This is a genomic window from Vogesella sp. LIG4, assembly GCF_900090205.1.
Taxonomy (GTDB): domain Bacteria; phylum Pseudomonadota; class Gammaproteobacteria; order Burkholderiales; family Chromobacteriaceae; genus Vogesella.
Genome location: NZ_LT607802.1, coordinates 4,097,101 through 4,114,571 on the forward strand (window position 1 = coordinate 4,097,101; position 17,471 = coordinate 4,114,571).

Here is a 17,471-nt window from a genome sequence, read left to right on the forward strand (position 1 = left end):
GGCTTATGCCAGATCGAACAGCAGCGCCTGCAGTGGCTCGCTGCCAACGTTGCGCAGGGTGTAGGCCGGCTGTGCGGTGACCCTGGCGGCATCGCCCGGGCCGATCTGGCTATCATCCAGCTGCAGCTGCCCCTTCACCACGTGCACATAGCTGCAACGCTCCGGCTGCTGGCTGAAGTCCAGCGACTCGCCCGGCGCCAGGATCAGCTGGTACAGCCGCGCGTCCTGCCGCATTTTCAGGCTGCCATCGGCGCCGTCCGGCGAGGCCACCAGGGTCAGGCCCGGCGCCAGGCCGAAGTCCTTCTGCTGGTAGCCCGGCGCGCCGCCGCGCTCGGCCGGCTCGATCCAGATCTGCAGAAAGCGCAGCTCCTCGCTGTCGCTGGCGTTGTACTCGCTGTGCATGATGCCGCGGCCGGCGCTCATCAGCTGGAACTCGCCGGCGCGCAGCACTTCTTCGGTACCGGTGGAATCACGGTGACGGATGGCGCCCTGCAGCACGTAGCTGATGATTTCCATGTCGCGGTGGCCGTGGGTGTCGAAACCCGCACGTGGCAGTACACGGTCGTCGTTGATCACCCGCAAGTCGGAAAAGCCCATGTGCGCCGGGTCGTAGTAACTGGCGAACGAGAAGCTATGCCGGCTTTGCAGCCAGCCAAAGTCGGCCTTGCCACGGGAGTCGGCGCTGCGGATGCTGATCATGATGAATTCTCCTGAATGTTCGTCACCGCCAGAAAAATGGCAAGATGCGCTTTTCTGCGGCGACGAAATGTACTTTACCGCCTGTTCCCGGCAATAAAAACCGGAGAATTCTGCCTAGCCCGTTCAACTTATTCGATCAGCCCGCCGTGGCAGCAGGCCAGGCCACACCCGCGCGGCAAGGCAGGTCTGCTTGCAAGATTTTTCTGTTTATCGCCCGCCAAACCGAATTTTCTGCACATTCCGCCGTTATCCGGCGGGCAATACGCAACCAGTGTCTGCCGTCCGGATGCTAGGATTTATCGATAGCCGGTGCCCTTGCGCACCCTTACCCGCACCCACCCGGAGCAGCCACCATGCAATGTCCGATGTCCGGCCAAGCCGCCCAGCCTGCCAGCAATAGCGAAGAGCGCTGGCACGAAGCGCAGATGGATTTCTCGAAACTGATGAGCTACGGCGACTACCTGGGGCTGGACCAGATTCTGAACGCCCAGCACCCGCTGTCGCCGGATCACAACGAGATGCTGTTCATCGTGCAGCACCAGACTTCCGAGCTGTGGATGAAGCTGATGCTGCACGAGCTGCGCGCCGCCCGCGAGCAGGTGAAGCAGGATCATCTGTCGCCGGCGTTCAAGATGCTGGCGCGCGTGTCGCGCATCATGGAGCAGCTGGTGCAGGCGTGGAACGTGCTGTCCACCATGACGCCGCCGGAATACAGCGCCATGCGCCCCTACCTCGGCCAGTCGTCCGGCTTCCAGTCCTTCCAGTACCGCGAGATCGAATTCATTCTCGGCAACAAGAATGCAGCGATGCTCAAACCGCACGCCCACCGCCCGGAACACCTGGCGCTGGTGACCGAGGCGCTGCAGACCCCGTCGCTGTACGACGAGGCGATCCGCCTGATGGCGCGCCGCGGCCTGCCCATCGATGCCGACTGCCTGCAGCGCGACTGGACCCAGCCCGCCGGCTACAACGCCTCGGTGGAAGCCGCCTGGCTGCAGGTGTACCGCCAGCCGGACGAGCACTGGGAGCTGTACCAGCTGGGCGAGAAATTCGTCGATCTGGAAGACGCCTTCCGCCAGTGGCGCTTCCGCCACGTCACCACGGTGGAGCGGGTGATCGGCTTCAAGCGCGGCACCGGCGGCACCGAGGGCGTGAGCTACCTGCGCAAGATGCTGGACGTGGTGCTGTTCCCGGAGCTGTGGCGGCTGCGCACCGAGCTGTAACAGCCTGCACGCGATCAGCTGCACTTCACTCACGACAAGGGTTGGCCGCATGCGGCCAACCCTTGTTGTTTGCAGCCCGCCAACGGGCATGCAGCACAGGCAAGGGCCGGCTATCGCCGGCCCTTGCCGCTTTCCAGCACAACTGGCATCCACCCGCGGGATGGTCTTCACTGAAGCATCGATAAAACATCGTATCAGCGCCGGCATGCCGGCAAGGAGGCCATCATGCATATCGCCATCATCGGCAAGGGCAATGTCGGTTCTGCACTGCAGGCGGGGCTGTCGCAACTGGGCCACCAGGTACGCGCCGTCGGTCGCGACCCGCAGCTGGTACACCAGGCAGCGCTGGCCAGCGAATTGATCATCCTCGCCATGCCCTACAGCGAAACGGACAACGTGGTTACCGCGCTGGGCGTGGCGGCCAACGGCAAGGTGGTGGTGGATGCCACCAACCTGCTCACCGACAGCCTGCACCTGGCTGCCGGCTTCGACACCAGCGGCGCCGAGTTGCTGCAGCAGAAGCTGCCGGCGGCACAGGTAGTGAAGGCGTTCAACACCTGCTTTGCCGGCACCATGGCCAGCGGCCACGTCAAGGGCGAACAGCTGGTGGGGCTGGTGGCCGGCGACGATGCCGCCGCCAAGCAGACGGTGCTGGAGATAGTGGCGGCGCTGGGTTTCGATGCGGTGGATGCCGGCCCGCTGCTGATGGCGCGCTACCTGGAGCCGATGGCGCTGCTCAACATCCGCCTGGCCTATGTGCAGGGGCTGGGGGCCAATATGGGTTTCCGCCTGGTACGCTGAGCGCCTGTCACTATCTGCTACGCCGCGGCGAGATGGCGTTAAAAACAACTTCGAAATGCGGATTTACTTAGTGTAGATTCCGCTTTCCCGGTCGTTTTCGCCTTGTCTTGCGCCAGCTGGCAAGCGCGTGGACAGACTCGGCACGCCGACATGCCCCGCGACGGGTGAATGCCAAGTCCGGGCACCTGCAACGCCAGACATATGGATGACCGCATGCCCCTTTCCTGCCTGCTGCGCAGCGTAACAACACGCCTGTGCGGCACCTTGCTGCTTGCCCTGCCGGCAGCGGCCCGTGCCGCCTCACCGCTGGATATCGAACTTACCTGGGTCACCCTGGGCTCGGAGCCCTACACCATCAGCAGCGGCAAGCTGGCCGGCCAGGGCGTCATGGATCTGATCGTCGCGGCAATCCACCCCCGGCTGTCCAGCCGCCCGCCACAGCAGGTGCATGCCATGGCAGCGCGCATCGAGATGGAAATGCACAAGCCCGGCACCCGCTGCACCACCAGCCTGCTGCCCACGCCAACGCGCGAGCAGTACCTGATTTTCAGCCAGCCTTACGAGCAGATACTGCCCAATGGTCTGATCACCCTGAAGTGGCGGCAGCACTTCCTGACACCCTATCGGGCGGCCAACAACACCATCCAGTTGAGCAAGCTGCTGCAGAACCCGGGCTACAAACTGGGCGTCAGCATGGCGCGCGCCTTCGGCGGCAGTATCAATACCGTGCTGCAGCCTTATCTGGACAAGCAGGCCGGCAATGTCGTGCAGCTGTCCGGCATCACCAACCTCAAGATGCGGCGCTCCGGCCGCATCGACTTCTTCCTCGGCTACCCATACGACCAGTATGACAATGTGGGCGTGCCCAACGAAATGGCGCGCGACACGGTATTCCTGCCACTGGCGGAAGGCGGCGGCCTGCTGCCTGCCACCATGGCCTGCCAGCGCACGGAACAGGGCAAGCAGGTAGTTGCGCTGTTCAACAGCCTGCTGCAGGAGGACAAGGCCTTGCGCCGCAGCCTGGTGGTGGCGTACGAGCGCTGGCTCAGCCCCAGTGCCATCGTCACGCTGCATAACATGCTGCGTCAGGAAGCAACGCAGTAGACCCGCCCCGCACGCAAAAAAACACCCCGGTCGAACAGACCCGGGGCGCCCAAGGAGACGGTTGTTAGCTGATCAGGCAGCGCTTACGCCGCTGCGGATCAGGTGGTCAAAGGCGCCGAGCGCTGCCTTGGCGCCCTCGCCCATGGCGATGATGATCTGCTTGTACGGTACATCGGTTACGTCGCCGGCGGCGTACACCCCCGGCACGGTGGTGTCCTGCTGGCGGCCCACCAGAATCTCGCCGCGGCTGGACAGCTCCACGCTGCCCTTGAGCCAGTCGGTATTGGGCAGCAGGCCGATCTGCACGAAAATGCCCTCCAGTTCGATATGGCGCGCTTCACCGCTGGCACGATCAATATAGTCGAGCCCGTTTACTTTGCTGCCGTCGCCGCTTACCGCGGTGGTCTGCGCCTGCAGGATCACCGTCACATTGGGCAGGCTGCGCAGCTTGTTCTGCAGTACCGCGTCGGCACGCATGGCATCGCCGAACTCCAGCAGGGTAACGTGCGACACGATGCCGGCCAGGTCGATGGCCGCTTCCACGCCGGAGTTGCCGCCGCCCACCACCGCCACGCGCTTGCCCTTGAACAGCGGGCCGTCACAGTGCGGGCAGTAGGCCACGCCCTTGTTGCGGTATTCCTGCTCGCCCGGCACGTTCATTTCGCGCCAGCGCGCACCGGTGGCAATGATCACCGTTTTGGCTTTCAGGGTGGCACCGCTTTCCAGGCGCACCTCGGTCAGCCCGCTGGCGGTTTCGCTGGCCGGCAGCAGCTTGCTGGCGCGCTGCAGGTTCATGATGTCGACTTCGTAATCCTTGACGTGCTGCTCCAGCGCCATTGCCAGTTTCGGGCCTTCGGTTTCCTTTACCGAGATGAAGTTTTCGATGCCCATGGTGTCCAGCACCTGGCCGCCGAAGCGCTCGGCCACCACGCCGGTGCGGATGCCCTTGCGCGCAGTGTAGATGGCTGCCGCCGCGCCGGCCGGCCCACCGCCGACCACCAACACATCAAATGCGTCCTTGCCGGCAATTTTTTCGGCCTCGCGCGCTGCTGCGCCGGTATCCAGCCGGGCGACGATTTCTTCCAGCCCCATGCGGCCCTGGCCGAACACTTCGCCGTTCAGGTACACGCTGGGCACCGACATGATCTGGCGCTGTGTCACCTCGTCCTGGAACAGCGCACCGTCGATCATGCTGTGGCGGATGTTCGGGTTCAGCACCGCCATCAGGTTCAGCGCCTGCACCACGTCCGGGCAGTTCTGGCACGACAGCGAGATATAGGTTTCGAAGCGGTATTCACCCGCCAGGCCCTGCACCTGCTCAATCAGCGCCTGCCCGGCCTTGGACGGGTGGCCGCCCACCTGCAGCAGCGCCAGCACCAGCGAGGTGAATTCGTGGCCCAGCGGCACGCCGGCAAACTGTACACGGGCGACGTCCTCGCCCGTGCGGCCAACGGTGAACGACGGCTGGCGCGCATCGTTGCCGTCAAGGCGCACGCTGACTTTATCCGACAGCCCGGCGATGTCGAGCAGCAGGCCGCGCACCTCTTCGTCCTTGGCGCCATGGCCCAGCGAGGCCACCAGTTCGATCGGGTATTGCAGCTTGGTGAGATAGCTTTGCAGTTGGGTCTTGATGGTGTTGTCCAGCATGATGTGCTCCTTGGTATACGGGTACCCGGGAAAACCGCCGCAAAGTTGGCCGCAAGGGTTTTCCGGGGCACCCGGCAATGAATGTCGGGTGTTGGGGAGTGTTTATCCCACCTTGTTTCCGCCGATGATTCGGCCCGTGAGCGCGAAGGCAAGCAAGCGGGGGCGCAGACAGTACATGGAGTACGGCAAGCCCCCGCGCCGCGCCGCCGACAAAGCTATCGGGCCGAAGGGCGGCGGAAACTTAGATCTTGCCTACCAGGTCCAGCGACGGCGCCAGGGTGGCATCGCCTTCCTGCCACTTGGCCGGGCATACTTCACCCGGGTGCGCTGCCACGTACTGGGCAGCCTTCACCTTGCGCAGCAGTTCGGCGGCATCGCGGCCCACGCCACCGGCGTTGATTTCCACGATCTGGATCTTGCCCTGCGGGTCGATGACAAAAGTGCCGCGGTCGGCCAGGCCGGCTTCCTCGATCAGCACGCCGAAGTTGCGCGAGATCAGGTGGGTGGGGTCGGCCAGCATCGGGTACTGGATCTTCTTGATGGTGTCCGAGGTGTCGTGCCAGGCCTTGTGGGTGAAGTGGGTGTCGGTGGATACCGAGTAGATTTCCACGCCCAGCTGCTGGAACTGCGGGTACAGGTCGGCCAGGTCACCCAGCTCGGTGGGGCACACGAAGGTGAAGTCGGCCGGGTAGAAGAACACCACCGACCACTTGCCCAGCAGGGTCTGATCGCTCACCTCGATGAACTTGCCGTTGTGGAAGGCCTGGGTAGCGAACGGTTTGATCTGGCTGTTGATGATGGACATGCTTGGCTCCTTGAATGAATTGGGTGCTGCGCATCAAACCGTACGTTGTGGCGTGATGCCGCTCATCGGCGGCGCCCGGTCTGTCTGCAGCGGTTAGTCGTTATCGACAGGTGCATGATGCGGCCGCGTGATAGATAAATCTAATTGAATGTTTTTCTTGCATAGTTTTATTTTCTTTATCGGCGGCCATAGCCGGTTTTGATCGCAAGCAGCGGAGTGTCGCCGGCAGCGGCAGGGCCTACAGTCAGAGCAGGAACACAAGGGAGCCACAGAAGGGAGCCACAGCATGAAACAGTCCACGCATGACAGCGGCGCCAGCAGCGCCGATCCGCGCTGGCAGGCGGTACTGGCGCGCGATGCCGCCGCCGACGGCCAGTTCGTGTACGCGGTGCGCAGCACCGGCATCTACTGCCGCCCCAGCTGCCCGTCGCGCCACGCGCGGCCGGAAAACGTGCGCTTCTACCCGGATGCCGCCACCGCCGGCGCCGCTGGCTACCGCCCCTGCCGCCGCTGCCGGCCGGACGCCGAATCGCCGGCGCAGCTGCAGGCCGCGCTGATCGCCCGGCTGTGCCGGCAAATAGAGGACGCCGAGCAGGCACCGACGCTGGCCGAGCTGGCCGCCAGTGCCGGGCTCAGCCCCTACCACCTGCAGCGGGTGTTCAAGGCCGCCACCGGGCTCAGCCCCAAGGCCTACGCCAGCGCCCACCGCGCCGCGCGCCTGCGCCAGTCGCTGCAGCAGACACCATCGGTGACCGAGGCCATCTACCAGGCCGGCTACAACGCCAGCAGCCGCTTCTACGAGGAATCCGCCGCGCTGCTGGGCATGACGCCCAGCGCCTGGCGCGCCGGCGGCAAGGCGCAGGACATCCGCGTTGCCATCGCCCAGTGCAGCCTGGGTGCGCTGCTGGTAGCGCAGAGCGCGCGCGGCATCTGCGCGATACTGTTGGGCGACGACGCCGGCAGCCTGCTGCACGAGCTGCAGGACCGCTTCCCTGCGGCCAACCTGATCGGTGGCGATGCCGCTTACGAACAGCTGGTGGCGCAGGTAGTGGGCTTCATCGAAGCGCCGCAGCAGGGGCTGGATCTGCCGCTGGACATCCGCGGCACCGCCTTCCAGCAGCGGGTATGGCAGGCGCTGCGCAGCATCCCGCCGGGGCAGACGCTGAGCTACAGCGAAGTGGCGCAGCGCATCGGCTCACCGCGCGCGGTGCGTGCCGTGGCGCAGGCCTGCGCCGCCAATGCGCTGGCGGTGGCGATTCCCTGCCACCGCGTGGTGCGCACCGACGGTAGCCTGTCCGGCTACCGCTGGGGCGTGGCGCGCAAGGCGGAACTGCTGGCGCGCGAGGCCGGTAACAAGGGCACAGCAAATGATGGATGACCTGTTCGCCCCCCCTGCCGGCGAAGAACCCCACACCGAGCGCCTGGCCGCCGGCACCGTGCTGCTGCACGCCATGGCGGCGCCGCAGGCGGAAGCGCTGCTGGCCGACATCCGGCACATCGCCGCACTCTCGCCGTTCCGCCACATGGTCACGCCCGGCGGTTACCGCATGGGCGTGGCCACCACCAGCTGCGGCGAACTGGGCTGGGTCTCCGACCAGCACGGCTACCGCTACAGCCGGCAGGACCCGGGCAGCGGCCAGCCGTGGCCGGCCATGCCCGACAGCTGGCTGGCGCTGGCCAGCGAGGCCGCCGCACGCGCCGGCTTTGCCGGCTTCGTGCCGGATGCCTGCCTGATCAACCGCTATGTGCCGGGCTGCAAGCTGTCGCTGCACCAGGACAAGGACGAACGCGACTTCTCCGCCCCCATCGTGTCGCTGTCGCTGGGGCTGCCGGCCGTGTTCGAGCTGGGCGGCCTGCGCCGCAGCGAACGCTGTGCGCGCCTCACCCTGCGCCACGGCGACATCCTGGTCTGGGGCGGCCCGGACCGCCTGCGCTACCACGGCGTGCTGCCGCTGGCGGGCGGCAGCCACCCGCTGCTGGGCGAGTGCCGCATCAACCTCACCTTCCGCCGCGCCGGCTGAATGCCGGTCCACCCGGGCCACGCTGTTACGATGACAAGCCAGCCATCTGCCATTAGCCTTGCGGCCAACCTTTCGCCCGGAAATCCCTCATGACACTGCCCCTGCACTGCCGGCTACCGCTGCCGGCCAATTTCCGTGCCGACGGCTTTCTCGACTTCCACCGCCGCGATGCACAGCAGCTGGCCGAGCGCGTCAGCGGCCAGACGCTGGAAAAGGGCCTGCTGTGGCGCGGCCTGCCGGCGCTGCTGCGCGTTGCGCTCTATCCCGGCCACGCGGAGGCCAGCCTGCTGCTGGATGGCAGCGCCCAGCCCGACGATGCAGCACAGCTGGCCACTACCGTGCGTCACATGCTGGGCCTCACCCAGCCGGTGGAAGCCTTCGAGGCGGCGCTGGCCGACCACCCGCAGCTGGGGCCGCTGCTGGCGCGGCAGAGCGGGCTGCGCGTACCGCAGACCGCCAGCGCTTTCGAGGCGCTGGCCTGGGCCATCATCGGCCAGCAGATCAGCGTGGCCGCCGCGGTGTCAATACGCCGCCGCTTCATCCAGGCCGCCGGGCAGCGTCACAGCAGCGGGCTGTACTGTCTGCCGGATGCCGACTGCGTGGCCGCCATGGACGAAGCCACCCTGCGCGGCGCCGGCTGCACCCAGGGCAAGGCGCAGACCCTGCTGCGGCTGGCGGCGGCGGTGGCCGGCGGCGAGCTGCCCTTGGCCGCATGGCAGTTCGCGCCGGATGCCGCGCAGATCGGCAAGCAGCTGGCAACCATGCGCGGCATCGGCCCGTGGACCATCAGCTACGCGCTGCTGCGCGGCTTTGCCTGGCTGGACGGCTCGCTGCACGGCGACGTGGCGGTGCGCCGCAACCTGCAGCGCCTGCTCGGCCGTAGCGACAAGCTGGAAGCCGCCGAGGTGGAGGCCTGGCTGGCGCCCTTCGCGCCGTGGCGCGCGCTGGTGGCGGCACACCTGTGGGCGCTGCAGAGCAGCGATGGCTACTGAGCGGCTGTCATCAGGCTGTCACCCGCCACGGCGATACTGCCGCCGCTGTTGTGCCCTCGAAACCCCGGTTTCTCGAAGCACTTTGTAGTGCATTGTCCCGTTTCTGCTGACTGTCTGTCGGCCCGCCCTCTCCCAGGCGGGCCGTTTTTTTGGCCTCCAGCCAGCGCCACGCCAGCCGGCGCCACCCACGCCGGGCGGATTGCCAAAGTCATCGGCGGCCCCGCCGTATATACTCTGCACACCCGCATTTTTCCGCCCGTGCCGCAATGATTCGTCTGATCCGTCAAACCCTTGCCCTGCTGCTTGCCCTGTTGCTGGCCTCCCCCGCGCTCCATGCGGCCAACCCGCCACGCGTCGGCGTGGTGCTGGGCGGCGGCGGCGCGCGCGGTTTTGCCCACCTGGGCGTGCTGCAGGAGCTGGAAAAGCTGCACATCCCCATCAGCTGCATTGCCGGCACCAGTGCCGGCGCACTGATCGGCGGCGCCTACGCCAGCGGCCAGCACCTGGACACCCTGGAGCAGCAGTTTGCCGCCGCCGACTGGGACACCCTGCTGGCCGGCAAACCACGGCGCGAGGACATGCCCTACCAGCGCAAGCACAACGACGCCAAGAACTACTTCGACCTGACCTTCGGCTACCGCGAAGGCCAGGTGCGGCTGCCGCCGGCAGCAATCAATGCCCAGGCCATCGACCTGTTCATCCGCCAGCTTACCGGTGCGCGCAATGCCGCCAGTTTTGACGAGTTAAGCATTCCGTTCCGCGCGGTGGCCACCGACCTGGAAAACGGCGACGCGGTGGTGTTCGACAAGGGCGATCTGAGCCTGGCGATGCGCGCCAGCATGGCGGTGCCCGGCATGTTCGCGGCGGTGGAGTCCGACGGCCGCCTGCTGGTGGACGGCGGCCTGGCGCGCCAGCTGCCGGTGGAGGAACTCAAGGGCCGCTGCGCCGACGTGCTGATCGTGGTCGATGTCGGCACCCCGGCGGTGCCGCGCGAGCAGCTGAACAACTTTCTGAACGTGCTGGACCAGACCACCTACCTGATGGTGGCGCGCAACAGCAAGGAATCGCTGGCCCGTCTGGGGCCGGACGACATCCTGATCCGCCCGCAGCTGGACGGCTTCACCCCGGCGGACTTTGCATCCAACGGCAGGATCATCGAAGCTGGCCGCCAGGCGGCGCGCGCCCAGGCCGCCAGGCTGGGGCTGCTGGCCGCCAGCGATGCCGACTACCGGCAGTGGCAGGCTGACCGCAACATGCCGCCGGCGCCGCGCATCGACCAGGTGCAGGTAAACGGCGACTTCCACTTCATCAACCCGCAGGTCATCGACGACAAGCTCACCATCAGCAGCCACCTGGGGCTCTCCAGCTTCCACCAGCGGCTGCAGGACGTGTTTGCCGAAGGCGACCTGGAGCGGCTGGACTATACCTTGCAGCAGCAGGATGGCCAGAATATCGCCCAGGTGGATGCCCATGAGCGCAGCACCGGGCCGAACTACTTCCGCAGCGGGCTGGAGCTGCGTTCCAGCTCGCGCGGCAATGCCACTTTCTCGCTGCTGGGCGAATACCGCCGCAGCTGGCTGAACAGCGCCGGCGGCAGTCTGCTGGCCGAGGCCAAGGTGGGCGAGGAGCCCACCTACAGCGCCGAATGGGATCAGCCGCTGAGCGCCAATTCGCCGCTGTTCGGCAGCCTGTCCGGCAGCTACGGTGAAAAGAACTACTCGCTGTATGTGCAGCACCAGTCGGAAGCGCAGTACAGCCGCACCACCCGCAGCCTGTTCGCCGATGCCGGCTGGCATTTTGGCGAGCTGGGCGAGGCGCGCGCCGGCTGGTACCGCAGCAGCAACAACCTGCAGCTCACTGTGGGCTCGCGCAGCGACAACCTGAACGACTACACCAGCCAGGAACAGGGCGTGCGCCTGCTGCTGGCGCTGGATCAGCTGGACAACCCGCGCTGGCCGCGCAGCGGCTATGCCGCCAGGCTGGAAGCCCGCGCGCCGCAAGGCCGCGAAGGCGGCGCTCAGGTGCCGCCGCCCAGCGGCTCGCTGTCGCTGGATGCGGTTACCACCGACCAGCGCGACATCAGCTGGCGCTTCAGCCTGCGCGGCGGCTACAGTGCGCCCCGCGACAATACCAATGTGTTCGAGCTGGGCGGCTTCCGCTACCTGTCCGGTTACCAGCCGGGCGAGCTGCTGGGGCGGCAGATGCTGTTCGCACGCAGCATGATGTCGTGGCGCGTGGCCAGCCTGCCGTCGGCCATCGGCACCGGGCTGTACGTGGGCGCCTCGGCCGAGGTTGGCCGCATGCGCTCGCTGATCAGCAACAACCAGGACAGCGGCTGGCTGCCCGGCGGCACCCTGTTCATGGGCGCCGACACCCTGCTCGGGCCGCTGTTCATGGGCATCGGCCAGACCAAGCATGGCCAGCTCACCGGCTACCTCAACCTGGGCGTGGAGTACTGAACCGGGAATACCGGGCCGGATGAAGCGCAAGGACAATAATCGGCCAGGGCGCCAGCAGCGCCCGGCAGCACAGGCAGAACCAGGAAACGCAGCATGACGTCTCATCTTCGCAGCAGCACCGGGCCGGCGCCGTCGCCACTGCGGCCGGTCGTCGTCTATGCCCTGTTCGCCGGGCTCTGGATACTGTTATCCGACCGGCTGGCCGAGGCGCTGTTCGACGATGCAGCCACCCTCACCCTGGTCAGCACCATCAAGGGCTGGCTGTTCGTGGGCGTCACCTCGCTGCTGCTGTACGGCCTGATTCGCCGCCAGCTGGCGCTGGCGACACAGCTGACGGCCTCCCGCCAGGCGGCGCTGCAGGCGCAGGCCGAAACCCAGCGCCTGCTCGGCGAGATCTGCAACAACTCCTCCGACGCCATCTTCGCCAAGGATCAACAAGGCCGCTACCTGTTGTTCAACCAGGAAGCCGGCCGTGTCACCGGCAAAAACCCGGCCGAGGCGCTAGGGATGGACGACAGCCAGCTGTTCCCGCCAGCGCAGGCAGCCGGCATCCGCACCAACGACCGGCAAGTGATGACGGAAAACCGCACCCACACTTACGAGGAAACGCTCAGCACCACCCGGGGAACGGTGGTGTACCTGGCCACCAAGGGCCCGCTGCACGACAGCCAGGGCCAGGTATGCGGCATGTTCGGCATTTCGCGTGACATCACCGCGCGCAAGGCGCAGGAAGAAGAACTGCGCATCGCCGCCATTGCGTTCGAGTCGCAGGAAGGCATGATGCTCACCCGTCCCGATGGCGAGATCGTCCGCATCAACCACGCCTTCTCCACCCTTACCGGCTACAGTGCGGAAGAAGTACTGGGCAAGAATCCGGCCATGCTCGCCTCCGGCCGGCACGACCGCGCCTTCTTTGCGCAGATGTGGCAGCAGCTGCTGCACACCGGCTACTGGCAGGGCGAGATGTGGAACCGCCGCAAGGACGACGGCCTGTTCATCGCCTGGCAGACCATTTCCGCAGTGCGCGACGAGGCCGGCACCATCAGCCATTTCATCGGCACCTTCTCCGACATCACCAGCCACCGCGAGGCAGAGGCGGAAATCCACCGCCTCGCCTACTACGACCCGCTGACCCAGCTGCCCAACCGCCGCCTGCTGCAGGACCGCATCCAGCAGGCGCTGGCCGACAGCGAGCGCAGCCGCCACTACGGCGCGCTGATCTTCCTCGACCTCGACCACTTCAAGGTGCTCAACGACACCCGCGGCCACGCCATGGGCGACCAGCTGCTGCTGGAAACCGCGCTGCGGTTGTCGCGCCACGTGCGCGAATCGGACACCGTATCGCGGCTGGGCGGTGACGAATTCGTGCTGCTGCTGGAACACCTGGGCAGCAGCCCGCAGGACGCCGCGCTGCTTACCGGGCAGATCGCCGAAAAGATCCAGGACATGCTGTCGCTGCCGTTCCAGTTGGGCGACACCAGCTTCCACGCCAGCGCCAGCCTGGGCATCGTGTTGTTCCTCGGCCACCAGGAGGCGCCGGACACGCTGCTGAAATACGCCGACATGGCGATGTACCAGGCCAAGGCCGCCGGCCGCGACACGCTGCGCTTCTTCGACCCGGCGATGCAGGCGGCGCTGGAAGAACGCAGCAGCATGGAACACGACCTGCACCAGGCGCTGGAGCGCGGCCAGCTGCAGCTGTACTACCAGCCGCAGCTGGACAACCACGGGCAGCTCACCGGCGCCGAGGCGCTGCTGCGCTGGCACCACCCGACACGCGGTCTGATTCCGCCGGGCCACTTCATCCCGCTGGCGGAAGAAAGCGGCCTGATCCTGCCGGTGGGCAACTGGGTGCTGCGCAACGCCTGCCAACAGCTGGCGAACTGGCAGCAGCAGGGCCGGCCGCTGCCGCAGCTGTCGGTGAACGTCAGCGCACGCCAGTTCCGCCAGCCAGACTTCGTCCAGCAGGTCACCGCCGCGCTGGGCAGCAGCTGCGCCGACCCGCGGCAGCTGAAGATCGAGCTGACCGAAAGCATGGTGCTGGACAATATCGACGACACCATGGACAAGATGCAGGCGCTGCGCGAGCTGGGCGTGGGCTTCTCGCTGGACGACTTCGGCACCGGCAGCTCTTCGCTGTCCTACCTCACCCGCCTGCCACTGGACGAGTTGAAGATCGACAAATCCTTCATCCTCAACCTGCCGCACAGCCGCAACGACGCCATCATCGCGCAGACCATCATCGCCATGGCCAACGGCCTGGGTCTGCAGGTGATCGCCGAAGGGGTGGAAACCCGCGCGCAGCAGGACTTCCTGCGCGACCACCACTGCAATGCCTACCAGGGCTATCTGTTCAGCCGCCCGCTGCCGGCGGCGGAATTCGAGCAGCTGCGCCAGCAACTGACCGCCGATAGCACGCAATGAGCAACAGCCAGCCTCCCGCCCCCCCCGAACCGCCACGCCGCCGCCGCTACTGGCTGGCAGCGGCCGTGCTGCTACTGCTGCTGTTACCGTTGGCCGCAGCGCTTGGCGGCTATTACTGGCTGCAACGCCAGGGCCTGCAGCTGGCCGGCCTGGGCTGGCAGCAAGGGCCGCGGGTGACGCAGTGGCAATGGCGGCAGCAAGGCTGCCTGGCTGCCGATGGCCAGGGCATGCACATCGCCGGCTGGCAACCGCTGCGCATCGAGCTGCAGCAACTGACGCTGCACAGCTGCGGCCAACCTTCCGCCAGACACGAGCTGCCCGCCCCGCCGCCTGCCGGGCTGCCGCCGTTCAGCCTGCATATCGCCAGCCTGCGACTAGCTGCGCTGCCATCACTGCCGCTGCCCCCGCTGCAACTGGCGCTGCAGCAGGCGGACGGACACTGGCAGCTGCAGGCGCAGCAACACGGCAACAGCGTGACAGCCGATTACCAGCGCGGCAGCGGCCAGTGGCAGGCCAGCGCCCGGCTACAAGCAGCCACGCTAGACACCCGCCTGCTGGGCGAGCTGGCACTGCACGGCAGCGGCCGCTGGCTGCCCGGCGATCTGCAGGCGCAATTGCAGGCCGATGGCCGCCAGCTGGGCTACCAGGGCGCGCCGCAACGCGCCGATGCCCGACTGCAACTGCAGCTGGCACAGCGCCGCTGGCAGCTTGCCGCCAGCCTGGCACAGCCGCTGGCGCTGCCTGCCGGCTGGCTGCTGCAGCCGGGCCAGGTACTGCAGGCCAGTGGCGACCTGGACGCCGTGCACAAGCTGCAGGCCGACCTGCAAGCCCATGGCCCGCAGGGCAAGCTGGCGCTGCAGCTGACGCCGGACAGCCAGTCGCTGCAGCGCGGCAGCGGCCAGCTGCGGCTGGATGGCAAGGATCTGCAGGCGCGCATACCGCTGCGCTGGGCCGACAAACAGCTGACCCTGGCGGCCGGCAGCCTGCATCTGCCGCAGGGCGCCCTGCTGAGTTGGCCGCATGACTGGCAGCTGCCACTGGCCGCCGCCGGCAACAGCCGCCTGCCCTTCCGCCTGCAATACCAGGGCCTGCAGCTGCAAAGCGACGACAGCGCCATACGCTGGGGCAATGGCGACTGGCAATGGCAGGGCGCGCTGGCGCTGGCCGGCCGTTACGCCGGCTACCGCCTGCAAGGCAACTGGCAAGGGCGAGTCGGGCCGCAGGGCGCGCACGGCACACCACTGACACTCGATGTGCAGGCACCACAGCTGCAGCTGCACGCCAGCCTGCCGGTGAACGGCATTGACCCGCGCCAGCCACGGCTGAGCGCAGAACTCAGCGGCCATTACCAGGACTGGCCGCTGCACGGCAAACTCGGCGCGCAGCAACAGGGCCAGCGCTGGCTGGGCAGCATCGCCGCCGACAGCCGGCTGCCGTTCTACAGCCAGGGCGGCGAGTTGCAGCTTGCGGCCAACTGGCAGGGCCAGCCCGGCCACTGGCAGCTGGATGCCGGCAGCAGCCTCGCCATCGGCCAGGGCCTGCTGAACGGTGTGCTGCTCAAGCCCGTCAAGCTACAGGCCAGCAGCGCCTTGCTCAGCGACGGTCAGGGCGCCAGCGGCAAGCTGCAGCTGGATGCCGGCGGCGCGGTGGCCAGCCGCTGGAGCCTGCCGGCAGCCAATGGCGAGCTGACCCTGGCCGGCAGCCAGGCCAGCGCCAGCCTGCAGCTGCCGGCCTGGCGCAGCAAGCTGCAGCTGCACGCCCGCCGCCAGGGCGACGGCGCCAGCGGCAGCGTCGATATCGATACCCCGCTGTCGCCCGCCATGAGCCGCGGCCTGGGCGTCACCCTGCAGCAGGGGCAGCTGAACGGCCAGCTGCAATGGGCCTGGGGCCGGCAATGGCAGCTGAACGGCAATGCCAGCGTTGGCAGCCTGGCGCTGGACTGGGGCGGCATCCTCGCCAGCGGTGGCAAGGGCCGGCTGACGTTGGCCGCAAGCCCCGCCGGCATCAGCGTGCAAAGCGACGGCCCGCTGCAGCTGGCGCAGCTGGACGTGGGCACCCTGGTACAGAATGTCAGCCTGCAGCTGCGCTCCGACCTGCAGGACTGGCAGCTGAGCGATGTGCACGCCAGCGTGCTGGGCGGCAGCGTGGCGGCGGAACAGCTGCGCTGGCCAAGCACCGGCTTCCAGCCGGTAAGCGTGCACCACATCGACCTGGCCGCCATTGCCGCGCTGCAGAACGACCCGCAGCCCACCGTGCAGCTGACCGGCCTGGTAGGCGGCACGCTGCCGGTACAGCTGCTGAGCGCCGGCGTGGCGCTGCAAGGCGGCCTGTTGCGCAACGAGGGTGAACTCACCCTGCGCGTGCCGGCCACCGCCGGCGTGACAGCCATGGCACAATCCAACCGTGCTGTGCAGCTAGCGCTGGACATGCTGAGCGAGTTGGATGTAAACGACTTCCAGGCCCGCCTCGACATGACACCCGTCGGCGTGCTGGATGCACTGGTGACGCTCAAAGGCGTCAACCCGAAACAAAACCGTCAGCCGGTTGTCCTGAACTACAGCCACAGTGAGAACGTGCTGGAACTGCTGCGCAGCCTGCGTATCGGTGATGAAATTTCCCGCCGTGTGCTGAACCGCAAACCCGCGGCCGGCACACGCAACCCCGTAACGGAGAGCAAGCCATGAAACCCGTCTGGCTGATACCGCTCCTGGCCCTGCTGGCCGCCTGCACCCCGCGGGTGGCACTGGAAGTGCCCAAGGAGCCCATCACCATCAACCTGAACGTGAAGATCGATCACGAAATCCGCCTGAAAGTGGAAAAGGATGTCGATAGCCTCACGACCGATAGCGGACTGTTCTAGGAGCACAACATGAAAACAGCAGCACGTTGGATCGCCATCGGCCTCCTGCTCTGCAGCGGCCTCGCCATGGCACTGGACCTGGGCAGCGCCAAGACCCAGGGCCTGGTGGGCGAGCAGCCGGACGGTTACCTGGGCGTGGTGAAATCCACCCCGGAAGCGGTGGCACTGGCCGCCGACATCAATGCCAAGCGCCGCGAAGCCTATGATGCGATCGCCAAGAAAAACGGCGCCACCATCGACCAGGTCGCCGCGCTGGCCGGCCAGAAAGCCATCGACAAGGCCGCCCCCGGCAGCTACGTCAAGGCCAACGGCCAATGGGTAAAAAAGTAGGCGAGGTTCGCTGGCAGTGAGCCGCCCGCGAACCAGTACCGCCCCTCATGCGAGTGGGCGGTATTTTTTTGCGGCTGCCGGCATTCCGCGGTGCTGACTGATCATC

Annotated in this window: 14 protein-coding genes; 11 read left to right on the forward strand and 3 right to left on the reverse strand. The window is 66.9% G+C overall.

All coding sequences use genetic code 11. The annotated features are described in order from the left end of the window. Positions 1 to 3 precede the first annotated feature (3 nt). The gene (locus tag PSELUDRAFT_RS18880; protein ID WP_088968288.1) at positions 4 to 699 is read right to left on the reverse strand and encodes a pirin family protein; all 696 of its coding nucleotides are present in this window, start codon (positions 697 to 699) and stop codon (positions 4 to 6) included. 353 nt (positions 700 to 1,052) lie between these two features. On the opposite strand from PSELUDRAFT_RS18880, the gene kynA reads away from it, so the two are divergent. From kynA to PSELUDRAFT_RS18895, 3 genes are all read left to right on the forward strand, one after another. Then, positions 1,053 to 1,922, forward strand: coding sequence for a tryptophan 2,3-dioxygenase (kynA, locus tag PSELUDRAFT_RS18885; protein ID WP_088968289.1), 870 nt, complete (start codon positions 1,053 to 1,055; stop codon positions 1,920 to 1,922). 225 nt (positions 1,923 to 2,147) lie between these two features. After that, positions 2,148 to 2,723, forward strand: coding sequence for an NADPH-dependent F420 reductase (locus tag PSELUDRAFT_RS18890; RefSeq protein ID WP_088968290.1), 576 nt, complete (start codon positions 2,148 to 2,150; stop codon positions 2,721 to 2,723). A 213-nt stretch (positions 2,724 to 2,936) separates the two neighbouring features. Continuing rightward, positions 2,937 to 3,827 carry a hypothetical protein gene (locus PSELUDRAFT_RS18895; RefSeq protein WP_157725182.1) on the forward strand — a complete coding sequence of 297 codons (891 nt, stop codon included), beginning with the start codon at positions 2,937 to 2,939 and terminating at the stop codon, positions 3,825 to 3,827. A 72-nt stretch (positions 3,828 to 3,899) separates the two neighbouring features. Here PSELUDRAFT_RS18895 and ahpF read toward each other — a convergent pair whose 3' ends face one another. Further along, positions 3,900 to 5,474 carry an alkyl hydroperoxide reductase subunit F gene (gene ahpF / locus PSELUDRAFT_RS18900; RefSeq protein ID WP_088968292.1) on the reverse strand — a complete coding sequence of 525 codons (1,575 nt, stop codon included), beginning with the start codon at positions 5,472 to 5,474 and terminating at the stop codon, positions 3,900 to 3,902. 241 nt (positions 5,475 to 5,715) lie between these two features. After that, a complete protein-coding gene (gene ahpC, locus PSELUDRAFT_RS18905) occupies positions 5,716 to 6,279 on the reverse strand; it encodes an alkyl hydroperoxide reductase subunit C (RefSeq protein WP_088968293.1) in 564 nt (187 codons plus the stop codon). Between the two features lie 286 nt (positions 6,280 to 6,565). Here ahpC and ada point away from each other — a divergent pair, with 286 nt between their 5' ends. The 8 genes from ada to PSELUDRAFT_RS18945 all read left to right on the forward strand — a co-directional run bounded on the left by ada (position 6,566) and on the right by PSELUDRAFT_RS18945 (position 17,365). Continuing rightward, positions 6,566 to 7,657: a bifunctional DNA-binding transcriptional regulator/O6-methylguanine-DNA methyltransferase Ada gene (gene ada / locus PSELUDRAFT_RS18910; RefSeq protein WP_088968294.1), complete on the forward strand. Its 1,092-nt coding sequence runs from the start codon at positions 6,566 to 6,568 to the stop codon at positions 7,655 to 7,657. Next, entirely contained in the window at positions 7,647 to 8,300 is a 654-nt protein-coding gene (alkB, locus tag PSELUDRAFT_RS18915; RefSeq protein ID WP_088968295.1) for a DNA oxidative demethylase AlkB, read from the forward strand. Before ada ends, alkB begins: the two co-directional genes overlap by 11 nt. An 89-nt stretch (positions 8,301 to 8,389) precedes the next feature. Next, positions 8,390 to 9,292: a DNA-3-methyladenine glycosylase gene (locus PSELUDRAFT_RS18920; RefSeq protein ID WP_088968296.1), complete on the forward strand. Its 903-nt coding sequence runs from the start codon at positions 8,390 to 8,392 to the stop codon at positions 9,290 to 9,292. 266 nt (positions 9,293 to 9,558) lie between these two features. Beyond that, entirely contained in the window at positions 9,559 to 11,751 is a 2,193-nt protein-coding gene (locus PSELUDRAFT_RS18925; protein ID WP_088968297.1) for a patatin-like phospholipase family protein, read from the forward strand. Positions 11,752 to 11,844: 93 nt separating this feature from the next. Beyond that, on the forward strand, positions 11,845 to 14,175 hold the full coding sequence (locus tag PSELUDRAFT_RS18930; RefSeq protein WP_088968298.1) for a bifunctional diguanylate cyclase/phosphodiesterase: 2,331 nt from the start codon (positions 11,845 to 11,847) through the stop codon (positions 14,173 to 14,175). Next, positions 14,172 to 16,859 carry a YdbH domain-containing protein gene (locus tag PSELUDRAFT_RS18935; protein WP_088968299.1) on the forward strand — a complete coding sequence of 896 codons (2,688 nt, stop codon included), beginning with the start codon at positions 14,172 to 14,174 and terminating at the stop codon, positions 16,857 to 16,859. The genes PSELUDRAFT_RS18930 and PSELUDRAFT_RS18935 overlap by 4 nt, the downstream gene beginning before the upstream one ends. Beyond that, positions 16,856 to 17,035, forward strand: a complete 180-nt coding sequence (locus PSELUDRAFT_RS18940; protein ID WP_088968300.1) for a YnbE family lipoprotein — start codon at positions 16,856 to 16,858, stop codon at positions 17,033 to 17,035. Before PSELUDRAFT_RS18935 ends, PSELUDRAFT_RS18940 begins: the two co-directional genes overlap by 4 nt. Positions 17,036 to 17,044: 9 nt before the next feature. Continuing rightward, on the forward strand, positions 17,045 to 17,365 hold the full coding sequence (locus tag PSELUDRAFT_RS18945; protein ID WP_088968301.1) for a YdbL family protein: 321 nt from the start codon (positions 17,045 to 17,047) through the stop codon (positions 17,363 to 17,365). Positions 17,366 to 17,471: the final 106 nt, after the last annotated feature.